General features: G+C 32.2%; 21 protein-coding genes and 2 pseudogenes. 17 read left to right on the top strand and 6 right to left on the bottom strand.

Annotated features, from left to right (window positions below):
- Positions 1-55: 55 nt before the first annotated feature.
- Together ACUN28_RS17025 and ACUN28_RS17020 are read left to right on the top strand one after the other, a co-directional pair.
- Positions 56-233 (top strand): annotated as a pseudogene (locus tag ACUN28_RS17025) (terminase large subunit); the annotation flags it as partial.
- Positions 226-505, top strand: a pseudogene (locus tag ACUN28_RS17020) (N-acetylmuramoyl-L-alanine amidase); the annotation flags it as partial. The pseudogenes ACUN28_RS17025 and ACUN28_RS17020, both read left to right, overlap by 8 nt.
- 168 nt (positions 506-673) lie before the next feature.
- On the opposite strand, the gene ACUN28_RS17015 reads toward ACUN28_RS17020, so the two are convergent.
- Both ACUN28_RS17015 and ACUN28_RS17010 read right to left on the bottom strand, forming a co-directional pair.
- Positions 674-2,031, bottom strand: a protein-coding gene (locus ACUN28_RS17015; RefSeq protein WP_445423405.1) for an IS3 family transposase whose coding sequence is annotated in 2 segments (ribosomal slippage) — positions 674-1,575 and positions 1,575-2,031 — 1,359 coding nt in all. Because the reading frame shifts where the segments join, the coding sequence is not laid out codon by codon here.
- A gap of 33 nt (positions 2,032-2,064) precedes the next feature.
- A complete protein-coding gene (locus ACUN28_RS17010; RefSeq protein ID WP_189638201.1) occupies positions 2,065-2,499 on the bottom strand; it encodes a hypothetical protein in 435 nt (144 codons plus the stop codon).
- A 680-nt stretch (positions 2,500-3,179) separates the two neighbouring features.
- Between ACUN28_RS17010 and ACUN28_RS17005 the strand changes: the two genes are divergently transcribed.
- From ACUN28_RS17005 to ACUN28_RS16985, 5 genes are all read left to right on the top strand, one after another.
- Positions 3,180-3,536 (top strand): hypothetical protein, encoded by a 357-nt coding sequence (locus ACUN28_RS17005; RefSeq protein ID WP_000535579.1) that lies wholly within the window; start codon positions 3,180-3,182, stop codon positions 3,534-3,536.
- A gap of 118 nt (positions 3,537-3,654) precedes the next feature.
- Entirely contained in the window at positions 3,655-4,176 is a 522-nt protein-coding gene (locus ACUN28_RS17000) for a GNAT family N-acetyltransferase (protein ID WP_080117972.1), read from the top strand.
- Between the two features lie 50 nt (positions 4,177-4,226).
- On the top strand, positions 4,227-4,787 hold the full coding sequence (locus ACUN28_RS16995) for a hypothetical protein (protein WP_016087794.1): 561 nt from the start codon (positions 4,227-4,229) through the stop codon (positions 4,785-4,787).
- Positions 4,780-5,520 (top strand): alpha/beta fold hydrolase, encoded by a 741-nt coding sequence (locus ACUN28_RS16990; protein ID WP_016087793.1) that lies wholly within the window; start codon positions 4,780-4,782, stop codon positions 5,518-5,520. Before ACUN28_RS16995 ends, ACUN28_RS16990 begins: the two co-directional genes overlap by 8 nt.
- Before the next feature lie 2 nt (positions 5,521-5,522).
- Complete coding sequence (locus ACUN28_RS16985) at positions 5,523-5,981, top strand: DinB family protein (protein ID WP_016087792.1); 459 nt, start codon at positions 5,523-5,525, stop codon at positions 5,979-5,981.
- Between the two features lie 58 nt (positions 5,982-6,039).
- Here ACUN28_RS16985 and ACUN28_RS16980 read toward each other — a convergent pair whose 3' ends face one another.
- The 3 genes from ACUN28_RS16980 to ACUN28_RS16970 form a co-directional block, all read right to left on the bottom strand.
- Positions 6,040-7,056: a D-alanyl-D-alanine carboxypeptidase family protein gene (locus ACUN28_RS16980; RefSeq protein ID WP_016087791.1), complete on the bottom strand. Its 1,017-nt coding sequence runs from the start codon at positions 7,054-7,056 to the stop codon at positions 6,040-6,042.
- 181 nt (positions 7,057-7,237) lie between these two features.
- Positions 7,238-8,395, bottom strand: a complete 1,158-nt coding sequence (locus ACUN28_RS16975) for a sensor histidine kinase (RefSeq protein ID WP_016087790.1) — start codon at positions 8,393-8,395, stop codon at positions 7,238-7,240.
- On the bottom strand, positions 8,385-9,080 hold the full coding sequence (locus ACUN28_RS16970; protein ID WP_016087789.1) for a response regulator transcription factor: 696 nt from the start codon (positions 9,078-9,080) through the stop codon (positions 8,385-8,387). Before ACUN28_RS16970 ends, ACUN28_RS16975 begins: the two co-directional genes overlap by 11 nt.
- A 133-nt stretch (positions 9,081-9,213) precedes the next feature.
- Here ACUN28_RS16970 and ACUN28_RS16965 point away from each other — a divergent pair, with 133 nt between their 5' ends.
- The 6 genes from ACUN28_RS16965 to ACUN28_RS16940 all read left to right on the top strand — a co-directional run bounded on the left by ACUN28_RS16965 (position 9,214) and on the right by ACUN28_RS16940 (position 15,136).
- Positions 9,214-9,474 (top strand): DUF3885 domain-containing protein, encoded by a 261-nt coding sequence (locus tag ACUN28_RS16965; RefSeq protein WP_016087788.1) that lies wholly within the window; start codon positions 9,214-9,216, stop codon positions 9,472-9,474.
- On the top strand, positions 9,471-10,211 hold the full coding sequence (locus ACUN28_RS16960; RefSeq protein ID WP_016087787.1) for a phosphorylase family protein: 741 nt from the start codon (positions 9,471-9,473) through the stop codon (positions 10,209-10,211). Before ACUN28_RS16965 ends, ACUN28_RS16960 begins: the two co-directional genes overlap by 4 nt.
- Positions 10,212-10,226: 15 nt before the next feature.
- Positions 10,227-10,862, top strand: a complete 636-nt coding sequence (locus ACUN28_RS16955; RefSeq protein WP_016087786.1) for an SDR family oxidoreductase — start codon at positions 10,227-10,229, stop codon at positions 10,860-10,862.
- 102 nt (positions 10,863-10,964) lie between these two features.
- The gene (locus tag ACUN28_RS16950; protein ID WP_016136701.1) at positions 10,965-11,813 is read left to right on the top strand and encodes a GNAT family N-acetyltransferase; all 849 of its coding nucleotides are present in this window, start codon (positions 10,965-10,967) and stop codon (positions 11,811-11,813) included.
- A gap of 105 nt (positions 11,814-11,918) precedes the next feature.
- Positions 11,919-12,293: a hypothetical protein gene (locus ACUN28_RS16945; protein WP_016087784.1), complete on the top strand. Its 375-nt coding sequence runs from the start codon at positions 11,919-11,921 to the stop codon at positions 12,291-12,293.
- A 170-nt stretch (positions 12,294-12,463) separates the two neighbouring features.
- Positions 12,464-15,136 carry a M4 family metallopeptidase gene (locus ACUN28_RS16940; RefSeq protein ID WP_016087783.1) on the top strand — a complete coding sequence of 891 codons (2,673 nt, stop codon included), beginning with the start codon at positions 12,464-12,466 and terminating at the stop codon, positions 15,134-15,136.
- A gap of 432 nt (positions 15,137-15,568) precedes the next feature.
- Here ACUN28_RS16940 and ACUN28_RS16935 read toward each other — a convergent pair whose 3' ends face one another.
- Entirely contained in the window at positions 15,569-16,705 is a 1,137-nt protein-coding gene (locus tag ACUN28_RS16935; RefSeq protein ID WP_016087782.1) for an AraC family transcriptional regulator, read from the bottom strand.
- 557 nt (positions 16,706-17,262) lie between these two features.
- Here ACUN28_RS16935 and ACUN28_RS16930 point away from each other — a divergent pair.
- The 4 genes from ACUN28_RS16930 to ACUN28_RS16915 all read left to right on the top strand — a co-directional run bounded on the left by ACUN28_RS16930 (position 17,263) and on the right by ACUN28_RS16915 (position 22,941).
- The gene (locus tag ACUN28_RS16930) at positions 17,263-18,924 is read left to right on the top strand and encodes a SpaA isopeptide-forming pilin-related protein (RefSeq protein ID WP_080117970.1); all 1,662 of its coding nucleotides are present in this window, start codon (positions 17,263-17,265) and stop codon (positions 18,922-18,924) included.
- Between the two features lie 92 nt (positions 18,925-19,016).
- Positions 19,017-19,811 (top strand): class C sortase, encoded by a 795-nt coding sequence (locus ACUN28_RS16925; protein WP_080118184.1) that lies wholly within the window; start codon positions 19,017-19,019, stop codon positions 19,809-19,811.
- A gap of 147 nt (positions 19,812-19,958) precedes the next feature.
- A complete protein-coding gene (locus ACUN28_RS16920) occupies positions 19,959-22,193 on the top strand; it encodes an LPXTG cell wall anchor domain-containing protein (RefSeq protein WP_016087779.1) in 2,235 nt (744 codons plus the stop codon).
- Between the two features lie 187 nt (positions 22,194-22,380).
- On the top strand, positions 22,381-22,941 hold the full coding sequence (locus ACUN28_RS16915; protein ID WP_033660073.1) for a class I SAM-dependent methyltransferase: 561 nt from the start codon (positions 22,381-22,383) through the stop codon (positions 22,939-22,941).
- Positions 22,942-23,022: the final 81 nt, after the last annotated feature.

The following is a 23,022-nucleotide window of genomic DNA, read 5'->3' as shown; positions in this document are numbered from 1 at the left end:
TTTTTCTAATAAGGAAGTTAATAAAATATGAGGAAATTCCATAATAATACTAATTTTAGAATGTTCCATTGCGAAATGGTCAGAAATTCTTGCTTACAAATCGTGCATTCCCTAATTTATATGCTCAAAAATTTATAGGAGCATTAGAATTTGCGAGTGTTCGGGATTTTGGTGTATGTGGTCTTTTAGTTAGACAAAATGGTGCGTACATTTTTAAAACTCATAGATGGCTGGTTGAATCTTGGCGAAGAGCAATAGATTAAATACGATTCTTTTATGTGAAGTTCGATAAAAAAGTACAGTAGATTCATCTATTGGAGGAAAACGTGGTGTTTCTAAAAGGAATAATTTACGTTTCTATGATTCACCAACTTGGTAGGATAAAGACGTTGCTGGTTCTGTTAATGTATGATTAGAGTTTGTTATTGATGCAAAAGTAAGTGTTAAAGGAACACTACAATACAAGGTGCACAATAGTAAAGGAAAAACATACTGCTGTAAATAAGCTTATTTGTATGTGAAGTAATTAAAGAGTCGATTAATAAGAGTCAGCTTATTTTTCATTACTCCACTCAACTAGTAATTATAGATGCCAGTTTAAAGCTCTATGTGTTAATATATAAAAAGCTGACTATATTGAAGTGACCCCTAAAAGTTAGGCACGGTTAGTTCATTAGGCAGCTTGATAAAAGTGAGTCCGGTATTGTACCGGACTCATTTTTAATTTTGCCTTTATCCGTTTGGTATTATAATAATCTATATATTTTTCTAATTCTATTTCGAAATGCTCTACACTTTCAAACTCTTTTATGTAGAGAAATTCAGACTTCATGATTCCAAAGAAATTCTCCATTACTGCGTTGTCATAACAGTTGCCTTTACGAGACATACTTTGTACGATACCTCTTTCTTGTAATGCGTGACGGTACTGTTTCATTTGATAATGCCAACCTTGATCTGAATGCATCAATAGTTGGTGACTTTCAGGTAAACATTCTAATGCTGTCTCTAACATTTCTGAAACAAGTGAGTATGTTGGTCTAGAGCCAATTGTATAAGTAATGATTTCACCATTATACAAGTCCAATACAGGGGATACATAAAGTTTCTCACCGAATAATTTAAATTCCGTAATATCGGTTACCCATTTTTCATTTGGCGCATCTGCCGTAAAATTACGCTCTAAAATATGGGGTGCAATTTTACCAACCGTTCCTTTATAAGATTTATATTTTTTCATACGTACAAGGCATTTTAAACCTACCTCTTTCATAATTCGTTGCACCTTTTTATGATTCACTATTTGATTACGGTTGGCTAATTCATCACGAATACGACGATATCCATAACGACCTTCGTGTTCATCATAAATCGCTTTAATTTCTACTTTTAAATCCGCATCTGGATCGATTCTATCCATTTGTTTTACATAAAAGTAATATGTGCTTCGAGGGATACCCGCTAACTTTACTAATTCTTTCACTTGAAACTCATGCCTTAATTCATAGACTACTTGTGCCTTATCTTGTTTGGTGATTTTTCCTTGTTTTGAACTAAGGCATTCAACTTTTTTAAATACGCGTTTTCCATACGTAAGCGTTCTAATTCAGCTTGTAACGCTTCAACTGAACCTTCTGCCGGAATTTTTTTCGTATCCTGTTTTGTGTTTTTATTTTTCATGGATGGACGCCCCTTTTTCTTTGGTTCAAGGGCATCTAAGCCACCTAATTCAAATTGCTTCTTCCATTGATAAACCGTTGTAAAAGAAGGAATCATGAATATAGCCGCTGTATCCATTAACGATATACCCGATTGAGCCATAAAATTTAGTACGTTTAGTTTAAACTCTACGGTGTAATTTGTATAGACCTCGTGTAAACCTTCTTCTCCATGGAGTTCGTATAAGCGCAACCAGTATTGAAATTGCGCCTTTGTAATATGCATCTGTTTTGCATATTCTGCTTGAGAAATTGTTTTTGGATTAAATCCTTGAACGAGCTTTAACCTTGAATCCTTCGTAAATTTTGTCATAAAAAAACTGCACCTCCAATTGTTAGACTGTGTCTAACAATTGGGGTGCAGTTCATATTTAGTCAGCTTTTTATATATTCTAGTATTTATCGGTCCCAAAAGACATATTCTTTCCTTTAAGTTGACATTTAATATATTACCAATGTTTTCTTTTACAATGACAACAAATAAAGAAACATTTACAGCGACACTTATTTCGTTTAGAACGCCAATCATCATCACAATGGTGCTGTTCTTTAGATTTCCACCAATCATCATTGCAATGCTTTTCTTTAGAACGCCAATCATCATCACAATGGTGCTGTTCTTTAGATTTCCACCAATCATCATTGCAATGCTTTTCTTTAGAACGCCAATCATCATCACAATGGTGCTGTTCTTTAGATTTCCACCAGTCATCACAACAATGTTTTTTCTTAGAACTCCAGCAATCATTTTTCCAGGACATTTTTTTATACCTCCCTTCAATTAGGGTTCATATTATTCTATGTTTTAGTAAAAAAATGGCTTGTTTATTAACCTATTGTTTTACCTTTATATGATAGAGTGCTTTCTATTAAATATAGAATTCATACAAACTATGCTTAATTTTCAAAAGGTAGTGGAGAGAACTGCTGGTTATGATATTGATCAACAAACACTTGTTGAAGAAAACGTTCTGATTTTAAATAGTATCTTATTTTGGAGTACGCTTTTCTTAATGTATATTTCACAACAGCAAAGGCAAAACATACTATATTACTGCAAACAAAGCCTATGTATATGTGAAGTAATAGGAAAAGCTGGTCCCTCTTAAAGGAGCCGGCTTATTAAAAGAAAAACAGGTTCGTTTGAGAAAGAGGTTGTCTAAATTTTAAATTCAGCAGAATTAAATCCAAGTCCACTCATTAAACAGGCCTTTAATTGTTAGAGGTCCGTTTTGTTATTAATAAAGAAAAGAATGTTATTGTCGTTGAAAGCACGTTTATACTAATAATGCTACATATTTGGAGTATATGAATTGAGTATTCATACAGTAGTATATTCGTTTTTAATATATAAAAAAAGTTTAGTACAAGTGTTTGTTTTTTTGTTTCTATGCTTTTGTCTCGTACACTTTTAAGCTATTGGACATACTTTACTAATAGAAAGGATTAGGGGGTGAGGATTTGGGTTCTCGATTTAATAATTGTAGAAAAAAATGTACGTGTAAACATGATGATTGTTGGGATGTTTTTGAAGAGTGTAAAAAAGAACAGCATGAGAAATGTGACAGCTCTTGTGTACAAGGAATTAGAGACGAACTTAAAAAATTAATTAATAAAACAGTGCGAATTAACACTGAAGGACGTACTTATATAGGTACTGTTTCTTCTGTAACTTGCGATGTTGTTAAGCTAGCTGCTATTCCTGGTTCAGTTGCAGCAATTATATCTCTTTGTAAAATTGAAGCAATTTTACCACCTGCTACAACTGTTGCTGATGAGTTTGATTTTAACGGTGTTGACGTAGCAAATAAAGAGTAATTATGCTTTATTGATGCTAAGCCATTCTTATGAATGGCTTTTTATTTTGTTTAAAAGGGAATATATTTTTCATATAGAAATAAATTTGAAGGTGTATAAAAGATTGTGTGAAAGGAGAATGAGAGTGATCAAGCTGAAACAATTTACAAGAACTGATTTCAAACAATTAATAAATTGGATTGATTCCGAAGAATTTTTAATACAATGGTCAGGAAATGCATTTGCATACCCTTTAAATGAACAGCAATTAGAAAAATATATAGAAAGCTCAAATACACTTGCATTCAAAGTAATAGATGAAGAGACTAAAAAAGTAATTGGTCATATCTCACTTGGACAAATTGACAATATAAATAAATCTGCAAGGATTGGAAAAGTGTTAGTTGGTGATACGAAGATGCGAGGGCGTTCTATAGGGAAACATATGATGAAAGCAGTACTGCAAATTGCATTTGAAGAATTAAAACTACATAGAGTTACTCTAGGTGTTTATGATTTTAATACGTCAGCTATTTCATGTTATGAAAAAATAGGATTTGTAAAAGAAGGCTTACTAAGAGAGTCAAAAAAAGTGGGGGAAACATATTGGAATTTATGGGAAATGAGTATGTTAGAATATGAATGGAGCGCTAGAAAATAATTGTTTTCTATAATTATGTTATGTTAATTAAAAGGGGGTGGCGGGAAATTATGAATAACAAGAAGAAAATCATTACAATTGCAGCTGTTTCAGGAGGAGGTAAAACTACTGTTACAGAAAGATTAACTCACAAGTTAATAAATTCAAAAGCACTATATTTTGATAGCTATAACTTTGATAACTGTCCTGCAGATATTTGTAAATGGATTGATGATGGAGCAAATTATGATGAATGGGTACTCACACCATTAATTAAGGATATTCAGCATCTTATACGGGATAGTAATGTAGATTATATTATTGTAGATTATCCTTTTGCATACTTAAATAGTGAAATGCGACAATTTATTGATGTAACTATATTTATCGATACGCCTTTAGATATTGCGATGGCTAGAAGAATTTTGCGAGATTTTAAGGAAGATACAATGAGTGAAATACATAATGATTTAAAACATTATATAACATATGCTAGAAAAGCCTATTTGGAGGCGCTTCATACTGTAAAGCCAAATTCAGATATTGTTTTGGATGGATCTTTATCTGTCGATGAAATAATTAATCAAATTGAAGAGGAACTTAATCAGAGAGAAGTGATCGTCAATGGTTAAATGTATAGAGGAATATGTACAAGTTGATGATTTTAAAATGTATTCAAAAGTATTCCAAGGAAAGCAGTTGCAACCTGTTATTATAATGGAAGCAGGTTATGGAGATTATTCCAAGGCATGGGAGCATATTGCTGAAGAGCTGACTGAATTTGGGACGGTAATTACATATGATCGAGCTGGATTAGGAAAAAGTGGGAAGAGTTCCAAGCAACGTATTAGTTCTGAAATGGTAAAAAATTTAAGAAGTTGCTTAGCGCAATTACAATTGAAACCACCTTATATTTTTGTAGGACATTCTTTTGGTGGTATAAATGCACGTTTATTTACGGCTTTTTATCCAGAAGATATGCTGGGAATTGTTTTGGTGGATTCGACACCAGAAAATTATAAAGAAGATTTTTTACCAATCATGTCCCCAGACTTTCAAGAAGCTTACTATAAACAATTTGTATATGAAAGTTCTTATGAAGAGTTTATGTTTAGTCTAGGCGAAGCAGATAAACATTGTCAGTCAACGAGAAATATTCCACTTGTCGTGTTAGCTGCTGGTAAAAAAGCTTTTTATTCGCAAGCTGCACAACTGAAGTGGTTACAGTTGCAAGAAGAATTTTTACGATTATCAAGCAATAATAAATTTGTAATTGCAGAACAAAGCGGTCACTATATTCAAAAAGATGAGCCACATTATGTAATAGATGCTGTTAGGTGGATAATTGGAGTAGGGGAGAGATAAATATGTACACTTTATTTCGATACAATTGGCAGGTAAGAGATGATTGGTTTAAGTGGTGTGAGCAACTTTCAGAGGAAGAATTACTCAGCAAACGTGTTGGTGGTGTTGGGAGTATTTTAGAAACATTGTTTCATATTGTAGATGTTGAATATAGCTGGATTAGTGCGCTTCAAGGAAAAGAAGATAATGCACCGCAGTTTAAAGAGTATCAATCAATCCAGAAAGTGAAAGCGTTATCTGATTTATATAAACGAGAATTAGAAGATTTTTTACAAGTATGGTCAGCTAACTTAGAAGGTAAAATATTAAAAGCTTCATGGACAGATAAAACATATACATATGGTGAGGTTTTAAGGCACGTAATTGTACATGAAATTCACCATATCGGTCAACTATCTATATGGGCGAGGGAGTTAAATCTTCAACCTATTTCAGCGAATTTAATTGGAAGAGGACTATAGACTTAGAAACCGGCTTGCACTGTAAAGGCAAGCCGGTTTTTATATATAAGAAGATTTCTTAGTTGAAATCCTCGGATTTTTTCTGACGTATATGTAAAAACATTAAAATTGTAATAATGAAGAAAATCAACAATGTTTGTATGATCAAATTTTTAAACTGAAGCAAAACTGTCCAAGATGTAACAGCATCTTTAAAAGATTGGAGTGCAGAGTACGAAGAAGGATCAAAACCGTACTGTAGTAATTTTTTTGTTTCAATAAAAGTACTGTTTTCATCATCGGCGACTAATATTACTGAAATAAGTCTAGTATCTCCTCGTTTTGCTGTACTGACAAAACTATAATTACCATTAGTTGAAAAACTAGTTTGTAAGCCGTCAACACCTTGGAGTTTAATGTTTTTATTAAGGGAATATATCATTTTATTGGTATTGAAAACTTTGGAATCTTTGAAGGTAAATTGATAAGAGGTTAGTTTCGTAATATTCAATACATCTGGAAAGTCTTTTACTAATTGTGTTGCTAGTTTAGCTACGTCTATCGTTGTTGTAGTTGATTGTTTATTCGTATCGTTATTCATTCCAGTAGCATTTAGAAACGGGGAAGGTTGTGATAACTTTAGTTGTTTTGCTTTTTCATTCATTAAAAGCGTAAAATTATCTTCGTTTCCAGCAATGTGTTCTGCAAGGGCAAGTGCGGAACGATTATTCCCTGTCAAAAACAAAGCATGAAGTAAATCACGAACCGTCGTTTTATCTTTCGAAGTTACTTGTATAGGACTCGTTTCTGCTCGGAAAACTTCGTTACTTATTTTTACTAATTCATCTAACTGTATATTTCCTTCGTTCAGTTGTTCCAGTGCGATATACTCTGTCATTAATTTAGATAAGGTAGCTGATTGTATAGGAGTTTCTTCATTTTTTTTATAAACAACTTCACCTGAATTAGCATCTATTAAAATAGCTGATTTAGCTTGAATAATTGGACCATTTACATAAAGGTAAAAATATAAAACGATTAGTGCTGTAATAACAAAAGATAATAATAAAATTGTGAACTTTTTCAAGAATTGCATAAGTGATCCTCCTACTATGACATCAATAATACTATTGTAAAAAAGAATGCTTAATTAGGAAGAAAGAAAAGGTAAAGAATTTCTAAAGAATTATAAAGGATTATTAAATTTTGGATGTTAATGGAAAATAAAAGGTCCAATTTCTTATTTGGTAAGAAATTGGACTTAAAATTAAGCTGTATTAACATTTATATGGTTGTAGTTTTACAGTGAAAGTTGTTTTTTTATCATCACTATATACTTCGATTGTTCCTTTATGCAATTCGACAATACTTTTTGCAATTGCCAATCCGAGTCCAGATCCACCAGTGTTTGTAGAGCGTGATTTTTCAACGCGATAAAAACGTTCAAAAATATGAGGTAAATCTGTACTAGGAATAGGTTGGCCGTAATTTGTTATATCTATAGTAATCATATTATTGCTTTCATAGGCAGCAAGGTCGATATATCCACCGTCGTTTCCATAAGCGATGGCGTTTATAATAAGATTTTCAAACACACGTACTAATTTGTCTCCATCAGCTAATACCATGAGTTTTTGAGATGGGAAAGAAGGTCGACATTCTATATTTGCTTCTTGAACTTGTATGCGGAATTGAACAGTTAATTGTCCAAGTAGCTCTACAATATCAATGGGGACAGAATATAAACTTAACTCCTTATTTTGAACACGTGTATATTCAAACAAGTCATTCATTAATGCATTAAGACGGGTTACTTTATCGTAAATGACTTGTATATAATGACGTAATTCCACTTCATCTCTATAATTATCATGGTGGATTAAATTCACGTATCCAACTATAGAGGTAAGAGGGGTACGTAAATCATGTGATACATTTGTAATAAGTTCACTTTTTGCTTGTTCTGCCTGTCTTTCTTCATCAATTGAGACTTTCAATTGTTCAATAATTTGATTAACCCCGGTCGCTAGCTCTTCCAGATAATTATGATTTACGATAGAAACCTTATGATTGAAGTTTCCATTTGCAATATAACGAATCTCTTCTATCATTTTTTTAATACAAGTTTCATAGTAAAGCTTTCTTTCATGACGATAAAAAATGTATAGGTAGGATGAGAAAATAGAAAATAAAAATAAATAAGAGACAATCATCAACCATAGAGATTCCTTTATTCCTTTATATTTTTCATACCCAAAAATTCTAATGAACTCTTTTCCAAGTTCACTTAACGTAAGTGAACTTTCAATTACACTTGTAACAAGACGATATATAATTAATTCAGTAATAGGGGTGAGTGTGATAGCTAACAAGAACCAAAAAATCATCTTCCATTTTGGGATATCTTTTAATATATCAAATGCTTCATTTCTCAATTTTATAGCCTACTCCCCAAACAGTATGAATAAACTTCTCTCCATTCATTACTGTTTCAAGTTTATCTCGTAAATTACTAATGTGGACCATTACAGTTTTATTTGAACCATAACCATCTTCATTCCAAACGCGTTCAAAAATTTCTTCGGAGCTAAATACTCTTCCAGTATTACTCGCAAGTAAATATAAAATATCAAATTCAATAGATGTAAGTTTAATATATTCTCCATTTACTTTAACGGTATGATTATGTTTGTGTATTTCAGCAGAACGAATGCGAATCATACCATCTTCATTCTTTTGGGTAGTAGCATTTTGGAAAGATGATCTTCGTAGCAAAGCTTTCACTCTAGCTACTAATTCTAATGGATTAAATGGTTTAATCATATAATCATCCGCACCTGTCATAAGACCTAATATTTTATCCATATCTTCTGCTTTTGCACTCAGCATAAGAATAGGTACAGTATTATTCTCACGAACTTCCTGGCAAACTTCTAATCCATTTCGTTTTGGCATCATAATATCCAAAACCATAAGGTCAACTTCATACGTAGAAATCATTTGCAATGCCTCATCGCCATCGTATGCCTTATAAATGTTATAGCCTTCATTTCGCAAATAAACAGCAAGTAACTCAACAATTTCTTTATCATCATCAATAATTAATATGTTTTTATTCATTATGTAGTTCCTTTCCTTACAAATCATTAACATTACTATAATATCAAACATTTATGTATTTTGTAGCAATGATTCTCCATAAAATTTCATGTAACGTATAAAAAGGGGATTAAAACATTCGTAACGAATACAAATGAAAGGGATATTTAAATACTGCGTTATATTGAAAGTTATATATCCTTGGCTAGAAGAAGCATTTTGGCAGTTAAAAGAAATTTCTTATCCAGATGTATTTCTCATAAATGCAACAAAAGATATTATCATGTTTATGTATGATGATAGAGGATGTGAAGTAATTGCGAAGAATAAAGAAACAATACGAAACTTATATGAGAAATATAAAAAATGGATTCTAGATTATGAACGAGAAAGTATAGATAACTTATTTAAATGACAACAATGGGGGAAGTGAAGCGTGTAATGAAACGTATTGCAATCGTAGCCGCATGGGAACCTGAACTTACGTATTTGCATCAATATTATCCAAGCGAACGCATTGAAAAAAGAGCAGCTTGGGAATTTCATTTTCATTATATAAATAATCTGGAAATTATCTCGGTTATAACTGGAGTTGGCAAAGTAAGCTGCGCTAGTTGTGTACAATTATTAATTAGTGAGTTTCAGCCAGATGAGTTGTTTATGACAGGGATATGCGGAAGTTTATCAAATAAGGTGAAAAATGGTCATATTGTAGTAGCTCTTAATGCAATACAACACGATGTTACTGCTGCTGGTTCGGGGGAAGATGTTTTTAATTTATACAATGGTAGAACAGCGCCTATTGAAACAACAAAGTCAATTGTAAGAAGAATAAAAAAGATACGATCTTATGATCCGATTCATTTTGGTACATTTTTATCTGGAGATCAACGTATCCGTAGTTCTGAAATGAGATATTTACTCCATACTGTATATGGAGCATTAGCGGTTGATCAAGAAGTAGCAGCTTTCGCTTATGTGTGCCAAATCAATAAAAAACCTTTTCTATGTTTAAAAGCTGCTTCAGATCAAGCAAATGATAAAACGAAAGAGGAACAAAAAATCTTTAAAATGTTAGCTTGTGAACGAGCGTGCGAGCATTTAATTACTTTTTTACGAGTGTATGAGATTAATGTAGTAAATAATAGATAGTAAGAGGGGTTAATATTGGAAAGTACAAATAAAATAGCTATTCTGGGTGCAAACGGAAAAGCCGGGAAATTCCTTGTAAAGCAAGCGTTAGAAAAGGGATATCAAGTAAAAATATTAACAAGAAATTCTAATAATATGACGATAACTAATGAAAATGTAGAGATTATTGATGGGGATGCACGTGATTTTTCTTCAATACGCAAATTACTTAAAGGGTGTCGAGCTGTAATTAATGCGGTAGGTCAACCCAAAAATGAATCTTATATTTTTAGCACAGTATCAAAGCATATTTTAGAAGCAATGAAAGAATTTGAAATAAAACGATATATTTTAATTTCTGGAGGCTCTTTAGATGTTACGGCAGATCAGAAGAGAATTGTAAATAAAATAGGAGCTACCTTGTTTAAAGTGTTTTTATCAAAGATGATGCAAGATAAATATAAAGAATTGCAAGCTATTCAAGATAGTGATGTAGATTGGACAATTGTTAGACTACCATTTGTTATGGAAGGGAAGAGCATTGGAAATATAAAAGAGAGTTTAGTAGATATGCCAGGAATCAAGATTCAAAATAGTGATATTGCACCGTTTGTTATAAAACAAATTAATAGTGAGAGATATGTAGGCAAGTGCCCGTTTATTTCAAATTAAATGGTATATTTAAAAATTGAAGAATGATGGGTAGATTGGCACTAGTACATTTTATGTATTTGAATGCTAAGTTTAATACGAGTAAGTGGGGGATAATTTTCTATGATTCAATACAAAAGATGCAGTGAAGTAAGTATAGATTTAGTATATGAAGCTTTTAAAGATGGGTTTTCAGATTACATCATAAAAATGGAAGTTTCAAAAGAAGATTTTATAAAAAGGTTTTTTGGGCCAGAAGGGAATTCACTAAAACATTCCTTTCTTGCCTTAGACGGTAACAAATCTGTAGGGGTAATACTGGGTGGGATAAAAGATTATGAAAACATAAAAACAATGCGCTGTGGAACATTAGCGGTTCATCCGAATTACCGCGGTATTGGTGTGAGTCAAAAATTATTTGAACTGCATAAAGAAGAGGCGCTTCAAAATGATTGTAAGCAACTTTTTCTGGAAGTCATTGTAGGTAATGACCGAGCGATTCATTTCTATACCAAATTAGGCTATGAAAAAGTGTACGATCTATCTTATTATAATTTAAAAGATTTGACTAAAATAATAACTAAAGACTGTAAGGGAATTGAAGTAAAACAATTAGAATTTCCAGCTTTTAAACTTGAAGTTCAGAAATGGTTACACTTCCATATAAATTGGCAAAATGATATGGATTATATCGAAAAAACAAATAATACATTTTATGGCGCATATGTCGATAATGAATTAAAAGGTTCTATTTGTATGAATGAACAAGGTAAAATTAGTTTTATTTTCGTAGACAAAGACTATAGAAATCGTAGTATTGGATCAAAATTATTACAAGTAGCAAGAGATGAGTTGAATGTGGCAAGTTTATCAATTGGGTTTCCAAACAACAATTTACTAGAAGGATTTTTAAAGAAAACTGGATTTGAAAAGAATTCTTTAGCACAATATGAAATGTATGTATTACTATAAAAGCGGAAGGATTTAATCTTTCGCTTTTTATTTTTGTACTATATTGATATTTTACTTTGTATAATATTCTTTTTTTTGTAAAATAGATAGGATGGAGGGGATGAAATGAATAATGTATTAAAGTTTAAGATTTTTGAATTGCATTGTTTTGTTCAAAAGACTTATTCTGATATGAAAATAGCATGTGATATTGCTATATATCAAGAAAACACTTCTAAATATTTAATTTCATTAGGATTTTTAAATAAATCATATATGACTTATATAGAAGCAAAAAGATTTTATCGAGAAAATGAAGAACTTGTAAGTGTAGAATTTGATAATTTCTTTGATACATATGATAAATTAGAGCAGGAATTAAAAAAAGTTATTTCAACTGAAGATAAAAATCCTTCATTGCTACATAGTGGATTTGATCAGTTTCAGCAGAAAGTTGAAAATATAAATGACCTAATAAAAGTATTGCAAAATGCTCGTTAATGAATGCTTTTTCCTTTTTATATAGAAATTATACATTGAAAATATATTAGGGATATTACATATTGAAGAGATGACTTTTGTTGATTACAGAAGTCATCTTTTTATGATAGGAATAAATTGTATAAATTTTAGCAGTTTCATATTTTAGGAAATTATACGAGGGAAATAACATGAAAAATAAAAAAGAAATAGCTATAGTCGCATTAACAACAGGATTAGCTTTAACAAGCGTAACACCATATGGAGTAGGTTATGCAGAGGAAACGGGCAAAATGCAAGTTGATATTCAAGAGGATTCGTTCCGTACAGGTGAACTTACACAACCATCACAAAAGACGCCAGAGAATGTAGTGAAAGATGCCCTTAAGGAAAAGACGGAGCATGCTTTGTCTCCAAAACAAGTTAGTGGAGATAAAGGGGTAGATTACAAGGTTCTTCAAAAACGTGGTTCATATGATGGAACTACACTTGTGCGCATGCAACAAATATATGAAGGAAAAGAAGTATATGGACACCAATTGACTGCTCATGTAGATAAAAAGGGTATTATTAAAAGTGTTTCAGGGGACAGCGCACAAAATTTAGCAAAAGAAGATTTAAAGAATCCTATTAATTTATCAAAAGAAGAAGCAAAACAATATATTTATACGAAGTACGGGAAAGATATTACATTTATTTCTGAGCCAGAAGTTAAGGAAGTTATTTTTGTCGATGAAAATAATGGGCAGGCTAGCAATGCATATCAAGTTACATTTGCTGCTGCAACACCAAACTATGTATCTGGAACTTATTTAGTGAATGCTCAAAATGGTGATATGTTGAAAAACATGGTACAAGAATCAGATTTAAAAGTAAGTGAAGAGCATGTTGAATCCTTAAAGGAAACTAAAAAAAGTAATTTCATATCATTAACTGGAACAGGAATAGATGATGTAGGTATAACTCGCACATTTGGTATTTCAGAACAGAGTAACGGAAAATATGCGCTTGCTGATTACACACGAGGGCAAGGAATTGAGACCTACGATGTAAATTATAGAGATATTACTTTTGAAGGAAGGTATTATCCTGGTATATTAGCAACTAGCACTTCAACAACATTTAATGATCCAAAGGCGGTAAGTGCCCATTTCATAGCAACAAAGGTATATGATTTTTATAAAGACAAATATAAGCGTAATAGTTTTGATAATAAGGGAAAAAAAGTAGTATCAGTTGTACATGCATGGGATTCCGGAGAAACAGATGATCCTAAAAATTGGGGGAATGCATTTAGTGCTAATATTAACAATGTTAGTATGCTTATATACGGTGATCCAATGGTAAAAGCATTTGACATAGCGGGCCATGAATTTACACATGCTATTACATCTAGCGAATCTAATCTTGAATTTTCCGGAGAATCTGGGGCAATTAACGAGGCATTATCTGATATTATGGGAACGGCTATTGAGAAATATATAAATAATGGGGAATTTAATTGGACAATAGGAGAACAAAGTGGATCAGTTCTCCGTAATATGAAAAATCCATCTGCAGTCAAATTTTTTGATGGAGTACCGTATCCAGATGATTATAGTAAATACAGTGATTTAAATGGAGAGGATAATGAGGGTGTTCATTTCAACTCAAGTATTATTAATAAAGTCGCGTATTTAATTGCACAAGGTGGCACACATAACGGTGTAACTGTAAATGGTATTGGTGAAGATAAAATGTTTGATATTTTCTATTATGCGAATACTGATGAATTGAACATGACTTCTAATTTCTCTGAATTAAGATTAGCGTGTCTTAAAGTTGCATCAAACAAATATGGAGCGAACTCAATTGAGGTTGAAGCAGTCCAAAAAGCTTTTGATGCAGCAAAAATTAAAGGGACAGTGAAAGAAAACGAAAAAACTGAAGCAAACCAAGTCCCTGACTTAACTGTACCGCTTACAAGTACACTACGTGTAGGTGATACGTTTGACCCGATGAGAAATGTAAAAGCTATTGATAAAGAAGATGGTGATTTAACAAATAGAGTAGAACATAAAGGTGATGTAGATACTTCTAAACCAGGCAAATACATTGTGGATTACTCTGTCGTTGATTCTCAAGGAGGGAATGCAACGGCAACACAGACTGTAATTGTAGAGGGAAATGGAGAAACATCAGATCTAAATCCTACATTAACAGTGCCTGCTGCAGCGACAATTCATGTAGGAGATTCATTCGATCCAATGGAAAAAGTAAAAGCTATTGATAAAGAAGACGGCGATCTTACTTCTAAAGTAAAAGTTGATGGTGAAGTAGATACCTCTAAAGCCGGTACTTACGTATTAACATACACAGTTGCAGATTCTAAAGGTCATGAAGTAACTGCGAAACAAACTATAACGGTCAAAGTTAGAGAAGAAGTAAAAAATGAAATACCGATGCTAAAAGTACCTGCTACAAGTACAATTACTGAGGGGGATCAATTTGATCCAATGGTAGGAGTGTTAGCTACTGATAAAGAGGACGGTGACATTACTTCTAAAGTAGAGCATGAAGGAACTGTAGATGCATCTAAATCTGGTACTTTTGAAATAATATATAGTGTTAGAGATTCCGCGGGTAACGAGGTAAATAAAATACAAAAAATATATGTGAAAGATAAAGACAATAGAAAAGCAGATAGCCTTGCTAATAACAGTAATATCCCGAACAACAGTAATTCTGATAAAAAAGAATCTACATATAAAGAGCTTCCCAATACGGGGGCCAGTACAACTAACAGTACAGCAATGGGCGTATGGATGGTTATTGTAGGTACAGTACTCACTTTGGTTCGTAAATTTAGAAAGATACAAAAATAATAGTAGGGATTATTCATTTGAAAGAAAGAGTTCATTACCTAAAAGAAATAAAGTAGAAAGTAAGTAAAACGAAATAAGGAAGTCTGCCTTATATGTAAATTATGTTATGGATACCAAAGAGAGAATATCACTAACCGAAAAAATAGTTTGGATTTTTTCACAAAATAATTTTTAGATAAATTTTTTGTTTAATAAGATTTTAGTAGTTAGTGGTGCTATGGGCTTCTATAAAACTTTGCGCTTGGATGCTATACTGTCTACAGAACTACATTACATATAAAACACGTTACTATTCTCATTAAAATAAAAGAATAGTAACGTGTTTTTTTGATTTAAAAATAGCCTAAAGCCAAAAGGTCATGAATCTGGGAGTAACTCTAATCTTTCATTGATAAGTTACTAAAAACACTTTGTTTTAATGAAAGTTTCATTCTAAATGACAATATGAGATTTTCGGTATTTACCAGGTGTCTCGTTGGTGAATTTCTTAAAAATTTTAGTAAAATAGCTTTGATCACTAAAGTTGAGCGAAGCACATATGTCTGATAAGGGATAGGTTGTGAAAGTTAATAATTTTTTAGCTTCTTCGATTCGTTCACGTTGAATGTACTTAATTAATGAAATACCGACTTCTTTTTTGAATAATATAGATAAATAATCTGAATTTACGTTTGCAAGTTTAGCAAGTTGTTTAACAGATATTTGATTGTAAATATTTTTAAAAATGTAGCTTTTGCAAATAGCGATAGTCTTTGAATGTTGCTGTACTTTTTGTGCTTTTACACGGTCCGCAAAAGTACAGAAAACATTTCTTAATAAATCCCAAACAGATTCTGTGTCTTTTAAATCCTCTGTCTTTTGGATGTGTAGATCGTAAATCTTGTAAGCAATCTCGGAAGGAAGTCCTCCTTTTATAGCATATCTAGTAGCAAGTGTGATGGATGAAATACAAATGTTTTTATGACGTCTTAATTGATGGAATGAAGATAAGGATGAAAAAGTCTCTTGTTGGAATTCGTAATAATATTTGAGTGCGCTTTCTTTATCCCCGTTTTCTATAGCTCCAAGTAGTTGTTGCTCTATATACAAATTATGACAAATAGATTCGTCTTTTTGTATTGGAAAATATACATCTTCGTTTAAAATTCTACTAGGACTTATACAAAGTGAGTCACTGTTATTTGAAAAGGTACTTACATCTGAATTTTTTTTATAATTAGAAATAAAATTCAGATTACTATCCGTTTTACTTGTAGAAAAATTTACATGTGTCAAGGGCCCAATAATAACAGTACCATTCACCATATAATGGCTCTTTATGTGAATTAATATGAAGTGCCCTAGATGTTGGTGAGTTCTGAAAATGGGGGAATTATATGTATCATTTTTCTGAAAAAGCACATGTAACTGTTCTATGTTTGATGCATACAACGAATGTGAATCATTTTTTGATGTAAACTCTATAAGAATATTTTTGTTACAATCTAAAAAATAAACTGGGATTTCAAAAGATTGGAAAAACATATTGCAAATGTACTCTATCTCAATTAGACTGAGCTTTTTAGTCATATTCTTCCTCCTTACAGTTGTGCGTAATAGTTGAATGCTTACATATTCCTTTTTTCATAAGTAGAAACGGAAAAATTATATCTATAAAAAATATAAAAAATTATAAACTTCTAAGAATAATACCATAATTTAACATGATTAGCACATATTATTTGAATATACAGGTAATAGTTTTAGGGAGTAACGTAAAATATGTATCGTCACACTTATTTACTGGTTATTGCTATATGTATGAAAAAATGATGAAGATTGCATTTTAAATAGTGATAGGAAGGGAGAAATTAATGAAAATTAGCAATGGAAGTTAATATGTAACGATTTTTGAAGTAGAGATATAAGTGTAATTCAGGGGAGAAAACTACATATATCATACGGAGAGACAACGTAATAATAGAAAATAAGAAGAGTGAAAAAGTGATTGTAAACAATGGATTGTTGGACGACTATGTTTTATGTTACTCGTTTAAATCTGATACTTGGCACACTATTGCTTTTAAGAGGGTAATAGTAATAAAGAGATTTTTAAAATGATAGAAGTAGTAAAGGGGATAAGAGAAATGAAAAAAATATTTAGTGTGCTTTTAGTGCTTTTCTTAACATTTTCTACATGGTCTAGTGTATTAGTAAAGGCAACTTCACCATCCAAAGGTACTTTAACGATTCATAAGTATGAACAAGAAAAAGATGGAACACCAGGGCTAGAAGGTGATGGCTCTTCAAATCAAGAGGTGCCAACAAATACGAAGCCGTTAAAAGGTGTAACGTTTGAAGTGAAAAGGGTTGCGTCGTTTGAAAAAATTTCAAACGATGGGAAAATCGTAAAAGAAGATGTGAAACCTGTAATGGGAGCAACCCCAACTCAAGTAGTAACAGATGATAACGGACAAGCTGTATTAAAAGATCTTCCGCTAGGACGTTATGAAGTGAAAGAAGTGGCTGGACCTCCGCATGTTAACCTAAATCCAAATACGTATACAGTGGATATTCCATTAACGAATAAAGAGGGTAAGGTGCTAAACTATGATGTTCATATGTATCCAAAAAATGAGATTAAACGTGGTGCAGTTGATTTAGTAAAGACTGGTGCAAATGAAAAAGCGTTAGTAGGCGCAGTATTCTCTTTATTTAAAAAAGATGGTACGGAAGTGAAAAAAGAGTTAGCAACAGATGGTAATGGGCATATTCGCGTGCAAGGATTAGAGTATGGGGAATACTATTTCCAAGAGACAAAAGCACCGAAAGGGTATGTAATAGATCCGACTAAACGAGAGTTTTTTATAAAGACCTCCGGAACTATTAACGAAGATGGAACAATTACTTCTGGTACAGTAGTTAAAGTAGAAGTGAAAAACTATGAAGAACCAACTATTAATAAAAAGATTAACGGAAATTTGGAAGCGCTACCAATAAATCCGTTAACTAATTACAATTATGATATCAAAACATTAATACCAGAAGACATTAAAGAATACAAAAAATATGTGGTAACAGATACTTTTGACAATCGTTTAATGATTCAAGGAAAGCCGATTGTGAAGATTGATGGAGCGGAAGTAAATACAAGTATTGTAGAGGTAGCTGTAGAAGGTCAAAAAGTAACAGCTACAGTAAAAGATTTCACAAAATTAGATGGTAAAAAAGAATTTCATTTACAAATTAAATCACAAGTAAAAGAAGGAGTAGCTTCTGGTTCCGAAATTTTAAATACAGCAAAAATTGATTTTATAAATAAAAATGATGTAATTGGAGAAAAGGAATCTAAACCTGTAGTTGTTGTTCCGACAACTGGAATTATCGAGTTAACTAAAATTGATGGTGCTGATAAGAAGAAATTAAAAGGTGCAGAGTTTGTACTTAAAGATAAAAATGGGAAAATAGTTGTTGTAGCAGGAAAAGAAGTCACAGGTGTATCAGATGAAAGTGGTGTCATTAAATGGACTAACATTCCGTATGGAGACTATCAAATTTTTGAAACGAAAGCACCAACTTATACAAAAGAAGATGGTACTACAGCATCTTATCAATTATTAAAAGACCCCATTGATGTAAAGATTAGCGAAAATAATCAAACGGTTAAATTAACGATAGAAAATAATAAAAGTGGATGGATGCTTCCAGTAACGGGTGGTATAGGAACGACTCTTTTCACTGTACTAGGCCTTGCGTTAATGGTTACAGCGGCATTTGTTTTCTTTAGAAAAAAGTTTGCTAATAATTAAGATTTTAGGAATATGTAACGATGTGATGTGAAAAGGGGAGAAGCAAAATGCTTCCCTCTTTTCAATATTTTAGTATATACAGAGGTGGAAATATGAAACGAAATCTTGTTTTAGGAGGTATTTTTTTATTTGGATTAGGTATTTTTTTATATCCTACTATTAGTAATTGGTTGGCGACTCGTGCACATTATTCTGAGATTAGCTCTTACGATAAGAAGATTAAATCACTACAAAAGAAAGAAGTAGAACGTAGGGGAAAAGAAGCAGCCGAATATAATAAACAAGTTCAAACTTCCACGAAAACATTTGCAGATCCATTTTCTGAAGAAAAAAGTAATCATCAAGCGTATGCCGATGCGTTAAATTTAGGTGATGTAATGGGGTATATTGAAATATCGAAAATTAATATAAAACTACCAATCTATCAAGGGACCACTGAGGAAGTATTGAGTCGCGGGGTAGGTCATTTAGATTATTCTTCGCTCCCGGTAGGTGGAGAAAATACGCACACTATTTTAACAGGGCATCGTGGTTTACCATCAGCAAAATTATTTACAGATTTAGATAAGTTGAGTGAAGGAGACCGTTTTTATGTTCACTCTTTAGACAAAGTTCTTGCTTATAAAGTAGATCAAATTAAAGTAGTTTTACCACACGAAACGGACGATCTACAAATTGTAGAAAATAAAGATTATACAACATTAATTACGTGCACGCCTTATGGAGTAAACACCAATAGATTGCTAGTTCGGGGTGAGCGTGTAGAGTTCAACCAGGAAGAAAAACAAGGAATGAGTACAGAGGTATCTATGTTTAATAAGTGGACGGTAATAGTTCCAATCCTATTGTTATGTACGCTTCTGGTCGTAATTTATAAGAAAAAATAATTAGATAGAATGTATCTATCCCGGATTAATGAATAGTGTATCCAAAAATTTAGGGAACAGCAAAGTACATATGTAGGGAAGGATCACTAATAAAAGTGCACTTTATTTGACTATAGAAAAAATACGGTAAAGGTGGGAACAAAGGAATTGAGGCTACGATTAAAACTGGTAAGTATTCATTTTATGGTTTTGTTAATGTTATGTATAAGTTTTGTTGTCTATGTACCAAAAGCAGTGTATGGATCCACGATAAACTTAGAAGGTCTAGGTGATATATCGCGTTATAATGCTGTTGTCTTTGGTAACCATAAAGCAGTAGGTGGCGATATTGAAGGAGCAATTGCAGTTCAAGGTGATATGGATGCATCAGGTTATACGATTGTAGGTGCAGCAGCAGGAACATCTAATATAGTTGGGGAAAAATGGGGTGATGAGGGATATCCATCCTTGTTATTGTCTGGAAAATTTAAAAAATCAAGAGAGGAATCTTTTATCATTCAAAACGGAATAGTCGTAATGACAAAAGAGAGTGATCCAGATCGTATTATACAATCTTCGTATGATCGTATCGTTTATAAAGAAAAACTAGAAATTGACGCGAAATTTAATGAATTTCGCAACATAGTCAACCAAGTTAGTAAAAATGCAGGTCAATATAAAACGAATACCCCAATTCCAAATATGAGTTATGGTATTGGAAAAGATATAAACAATCCTAATATTTATGTTTCATCAGAATTGACAGGGAAAATCAATTTAGATATAAGAGATGTATTTTTACCCAATGCTAAAGGAAAAGATTTTATCGTTATGTATTCGGATGCAATAGAGGTTACATTTAAAAATGGGTCCATTCTATATGACACGAACAATATTGGTAGGGCTACGGATATAATTCCTACATCTCAACCCTATTCTCCTAATTCACCGTTTACTGAGCTATACGGGAAAATGATTTGGGTTTTTCCAAATGCGAAAAAGATCACAACAGAGGGATATGGTGTTGTTGGGAGTGTGTTTGCTCCAAATGCTGTTTTAGAAACAAAAGGCGGCTCAATTAATGGACAAGCATTTGTCAGTACGGTACAACAAACTGGTGGATTTGAATTTCACAATTTCAAATTTAACTGGCAACATTGGAACAAGCCTAGTACAGGAAAAATAAAAATAAAAAAAGTTGATAGTAATAATGATAATAAAAAATTGCTTGGAGCGAAGTTTCATATTGAAGATTCAAGTAAAAAAGTAGTTGGTGAGTTAGTAACAGACGAAAAAGGAGAAGCGACATCAAAAGATTTACCAATAGGTAACTATAATCTAGTGGAAATAGAAGCGCCAAACGGTTACGAATTATTAAAAGATAAAGTAGTTGTAAAAGTAGAAAAAGATGCAGTAGTAGAAATTAAAATAGGAAACAAGAAATTGCCAGATCCAATGGGAAAAATGAAGTTAGTGAAAGTAGATACGAGCGATAAAAATAAAAAGCTAGCAGGAGCCACATTTCAGATTGAGGATTTTAAAGGAAAAGTAGTTGGTGAGTTAGTAACAGATGAAAAAGGAGAAGCAATATCCAAAGACTTACCAATAGGTAACTATACCTTAGTGGAAGTAGAAGCGCCTAAAGGTTATGAATTATTAAAAGATAAAGTAGCTGTAAAAGTAGAAAAAGATACAGTGGTAGAAATTAAAATAGGAAACAAGAAATTGCCAGATCCGATGGGGAAAATGAAGTTAGTGAAAGTAGATACGAGCGATAAAAATAAAAAGCTAGCAGGGGCCACATTTCAGATTGAAGATTCTAAAGGAAAAGTAGTTGGTGAGTTAGTAACAGATGAAAAAGGAGAAGCGATATCAAAGGATTTACCAATAGGTAACTATACCCTAGTGGAAGTAGAAGCACCTAAAGGCTACAAATTATTAAAAGATAAAATAGCTGTAAAAATAGAAAAAGATGTAATAGTAGAAATTAAAATAGGAAATAAGAAATTGCCAGATCCGACTGGCCAATTTGAAATTGAGAAAGTTGATGATAAGGATAGTAATTTAAAACTAAAAGGTGCTGTATTTCAAGTCTTAGATAAAGAAGGTAAAGAAGTTACTAGATTAACAACGGATGAAAAAGGAAAGGTGATTTCCAATCAGTTAGTATTTGGAAAGTATACGATTAAAGAAATAAAAGCGCCAAATGGATATATGTTACTTAGAGATCCAATAGAAATAGAAATTACAGAAGCGGTAAAGACACAACAACTAACAGTGAAAAATGCGAAAAATAATTGGGTAATCCCTAATACTGGTGGCAGCGGAACAACAAGTTTTTACGTGATTGGTTTTATGCTAATGTTTGGCGTACTATATTTCCGTAAGAAAAATCGTATATAAATCGTATAAAAACAGCTGTATATTATGAACTAATTTTTTAAAGTTAGACAGATCGTTGTATTAGATAGTTTTTAGGGCATGAGTTCGGTATTGTACTGGATTCATGCTATTAAATTTGTTGAAGAAGGAAGTGGAATAGTAAACATAGAATATATTAATAAATCAAAATATTCATGAGGTGAAAATGATGGCAATAAAACAAGAAGAAATTAAAGTAGTAGTCGGAGCTGGAGCGTTTAATAATAACCCCGGTTGGATTCAAACGCAAGAAAATGAACTTAACTTACTAGATAAAGCTATGTGGGAAGAAAGATTTGAATATAATTCCATTTCAGCTATTTTAGCTGAACATGTATGGGAACATCTTACGTTTGAAGAAGGTGTAAGAGCAGCTGAAATTTGTTATGAATTTTTAAAGCCAACAGGGCATATTCGGTGTGGTGTTCCTGATGCATTTTTCCGAGATGAAGCATATCAAAATATAGTTCAAATAGGCGGACCTGGCCCGAAAGATCATCCAGCAGCAAGTCATAAAATTGTTCATAATTATAAAACATTAACGAAAATGTTTGAAACTGCTGGATTTGAGGTAGTTTTACTTGAATATTGTGATGAAAATGGTCAGTTTTATTACAAGGAATGGGATGCAAACGACGGTGTTATTTTCCGTTCGAAAAGGTATGATTCTAGAAACAAAGGTGATAAACTTGGTTTTCTATCGCTAATTGTCGATGCGATTAAACGGTAAGTCATTAAACTAAATTAAGTGCTTATAAAATTAATTTATGAATTGTAGTGGAGTTTATTTGTTTATACTATTTTATTATAA

The organism is Bacillus sp. WC2507 (genome assembly GCF_052656125.1).
Note: the sequence above shows the minus strand (reverse complement) of the source record. Positions and strands in the feature narration are given on the sequence as shown.

Coding starts and splice junctions, on each gene's coding strand:
- ACUN28_RS16995 (WP_016087794.1), top strand. CDS start 4,227: ATGAATAACAAGAAGAAAATCATTACAATTGCAGCTGTTTCAGGAGGA.
- ACUN28_RS16960 (WP_016087787.1), top strand. CDS start 9,471: ATGACAACAATGGGGGAAGTGAAGCGTGTAATGAAACGTATTGCAATC.
- ACUN28_RS16930 (WP_080117970.1), top strand. CDS start 17,263: ATGAAAAAAATATTTAGTGTGCTTTTAGTGCTTTTCTTAACATTTTCT.
- ACUN28_RS16980 (WP_016087791.1), bottom strand. CDS start 7,056: ATGCAATTCTTGAAAAAGTTCACAATTTTATTATTATCTTTTGTTATT.
- ACUN28_RS16935 (WP_016087782.1), bottom strand. CDS start 16,705: ATGACTAAAAAGCTCAGTCTAATTGAGATAGAGTACATTTGCAATATG.
- ACUN28_RS16925 (WP_080118184.1), top strand. CDS start 19,017: ATGAAACGAAATCTTGTTTTAGGAGGTATTTTTTTATTTGGATTAGGT.
- ACUN28_RS16970 (WP_016087789.1), bottom strand. CDS start 9,080: ATGAATAAAAACATATTAATTATTGATGATGATAAAGAAATTGTTGAG.
- ACUN28_RS16985 (WP_016087792.1), top strand. CDS start 5,523: ATGTACACTTTATTTCGATACAATTGGCAGGTAAGAGATGATTGGTTT.
- ACUN28_RS16915 (WP_033660073.1), top strand. CDS start 22,381: ATGGCAATAAAACAAGAAGAAATTAAAGTAGTAGTCGGAGCTGGAGCG.
- ACUN28_RS16945 (WP_016087784.1), top strand. CDS start 11,919: ATGAATAATGTATTAAAGTTTAAGATTTTTGAATTGCATTGTTTTGTT.
- ACUN28_RS16940 (WP_016087783.1), top strand. CDS start 12,464: ATGAAAAATAAAAAAGAAATAGCTATAGTCGCATTAACAACAGGATTA.
- ACUN28_RS17000 (WP_080117972.1), top strand. CDS start 3,655: ATGAGAGTGATCAAGCTGAAACAATTTACAAGAACTGATTTCAAACAA.
- ACUN28_RS16990 (WP_016087793.1), top strand. CDS start 4,780: ATGGTTAAATGTATAGAGGAATATGTACAAGTTGATGATTTTAAAATG.
- ACUN28_RS16950 (WP_016136701.1), top strand. CDS start 10,965: ATGATTCAATACAAAAGATGCAGTGAAGTAAGTATAGATTTAGTATAT.
- ACUN28_RS16965 (WP_016087788.1), top strand. CDS start 9,214: ATGAAAGGGATATTTAAATACTGCGTTATATTGAAAGTTATATATCCT.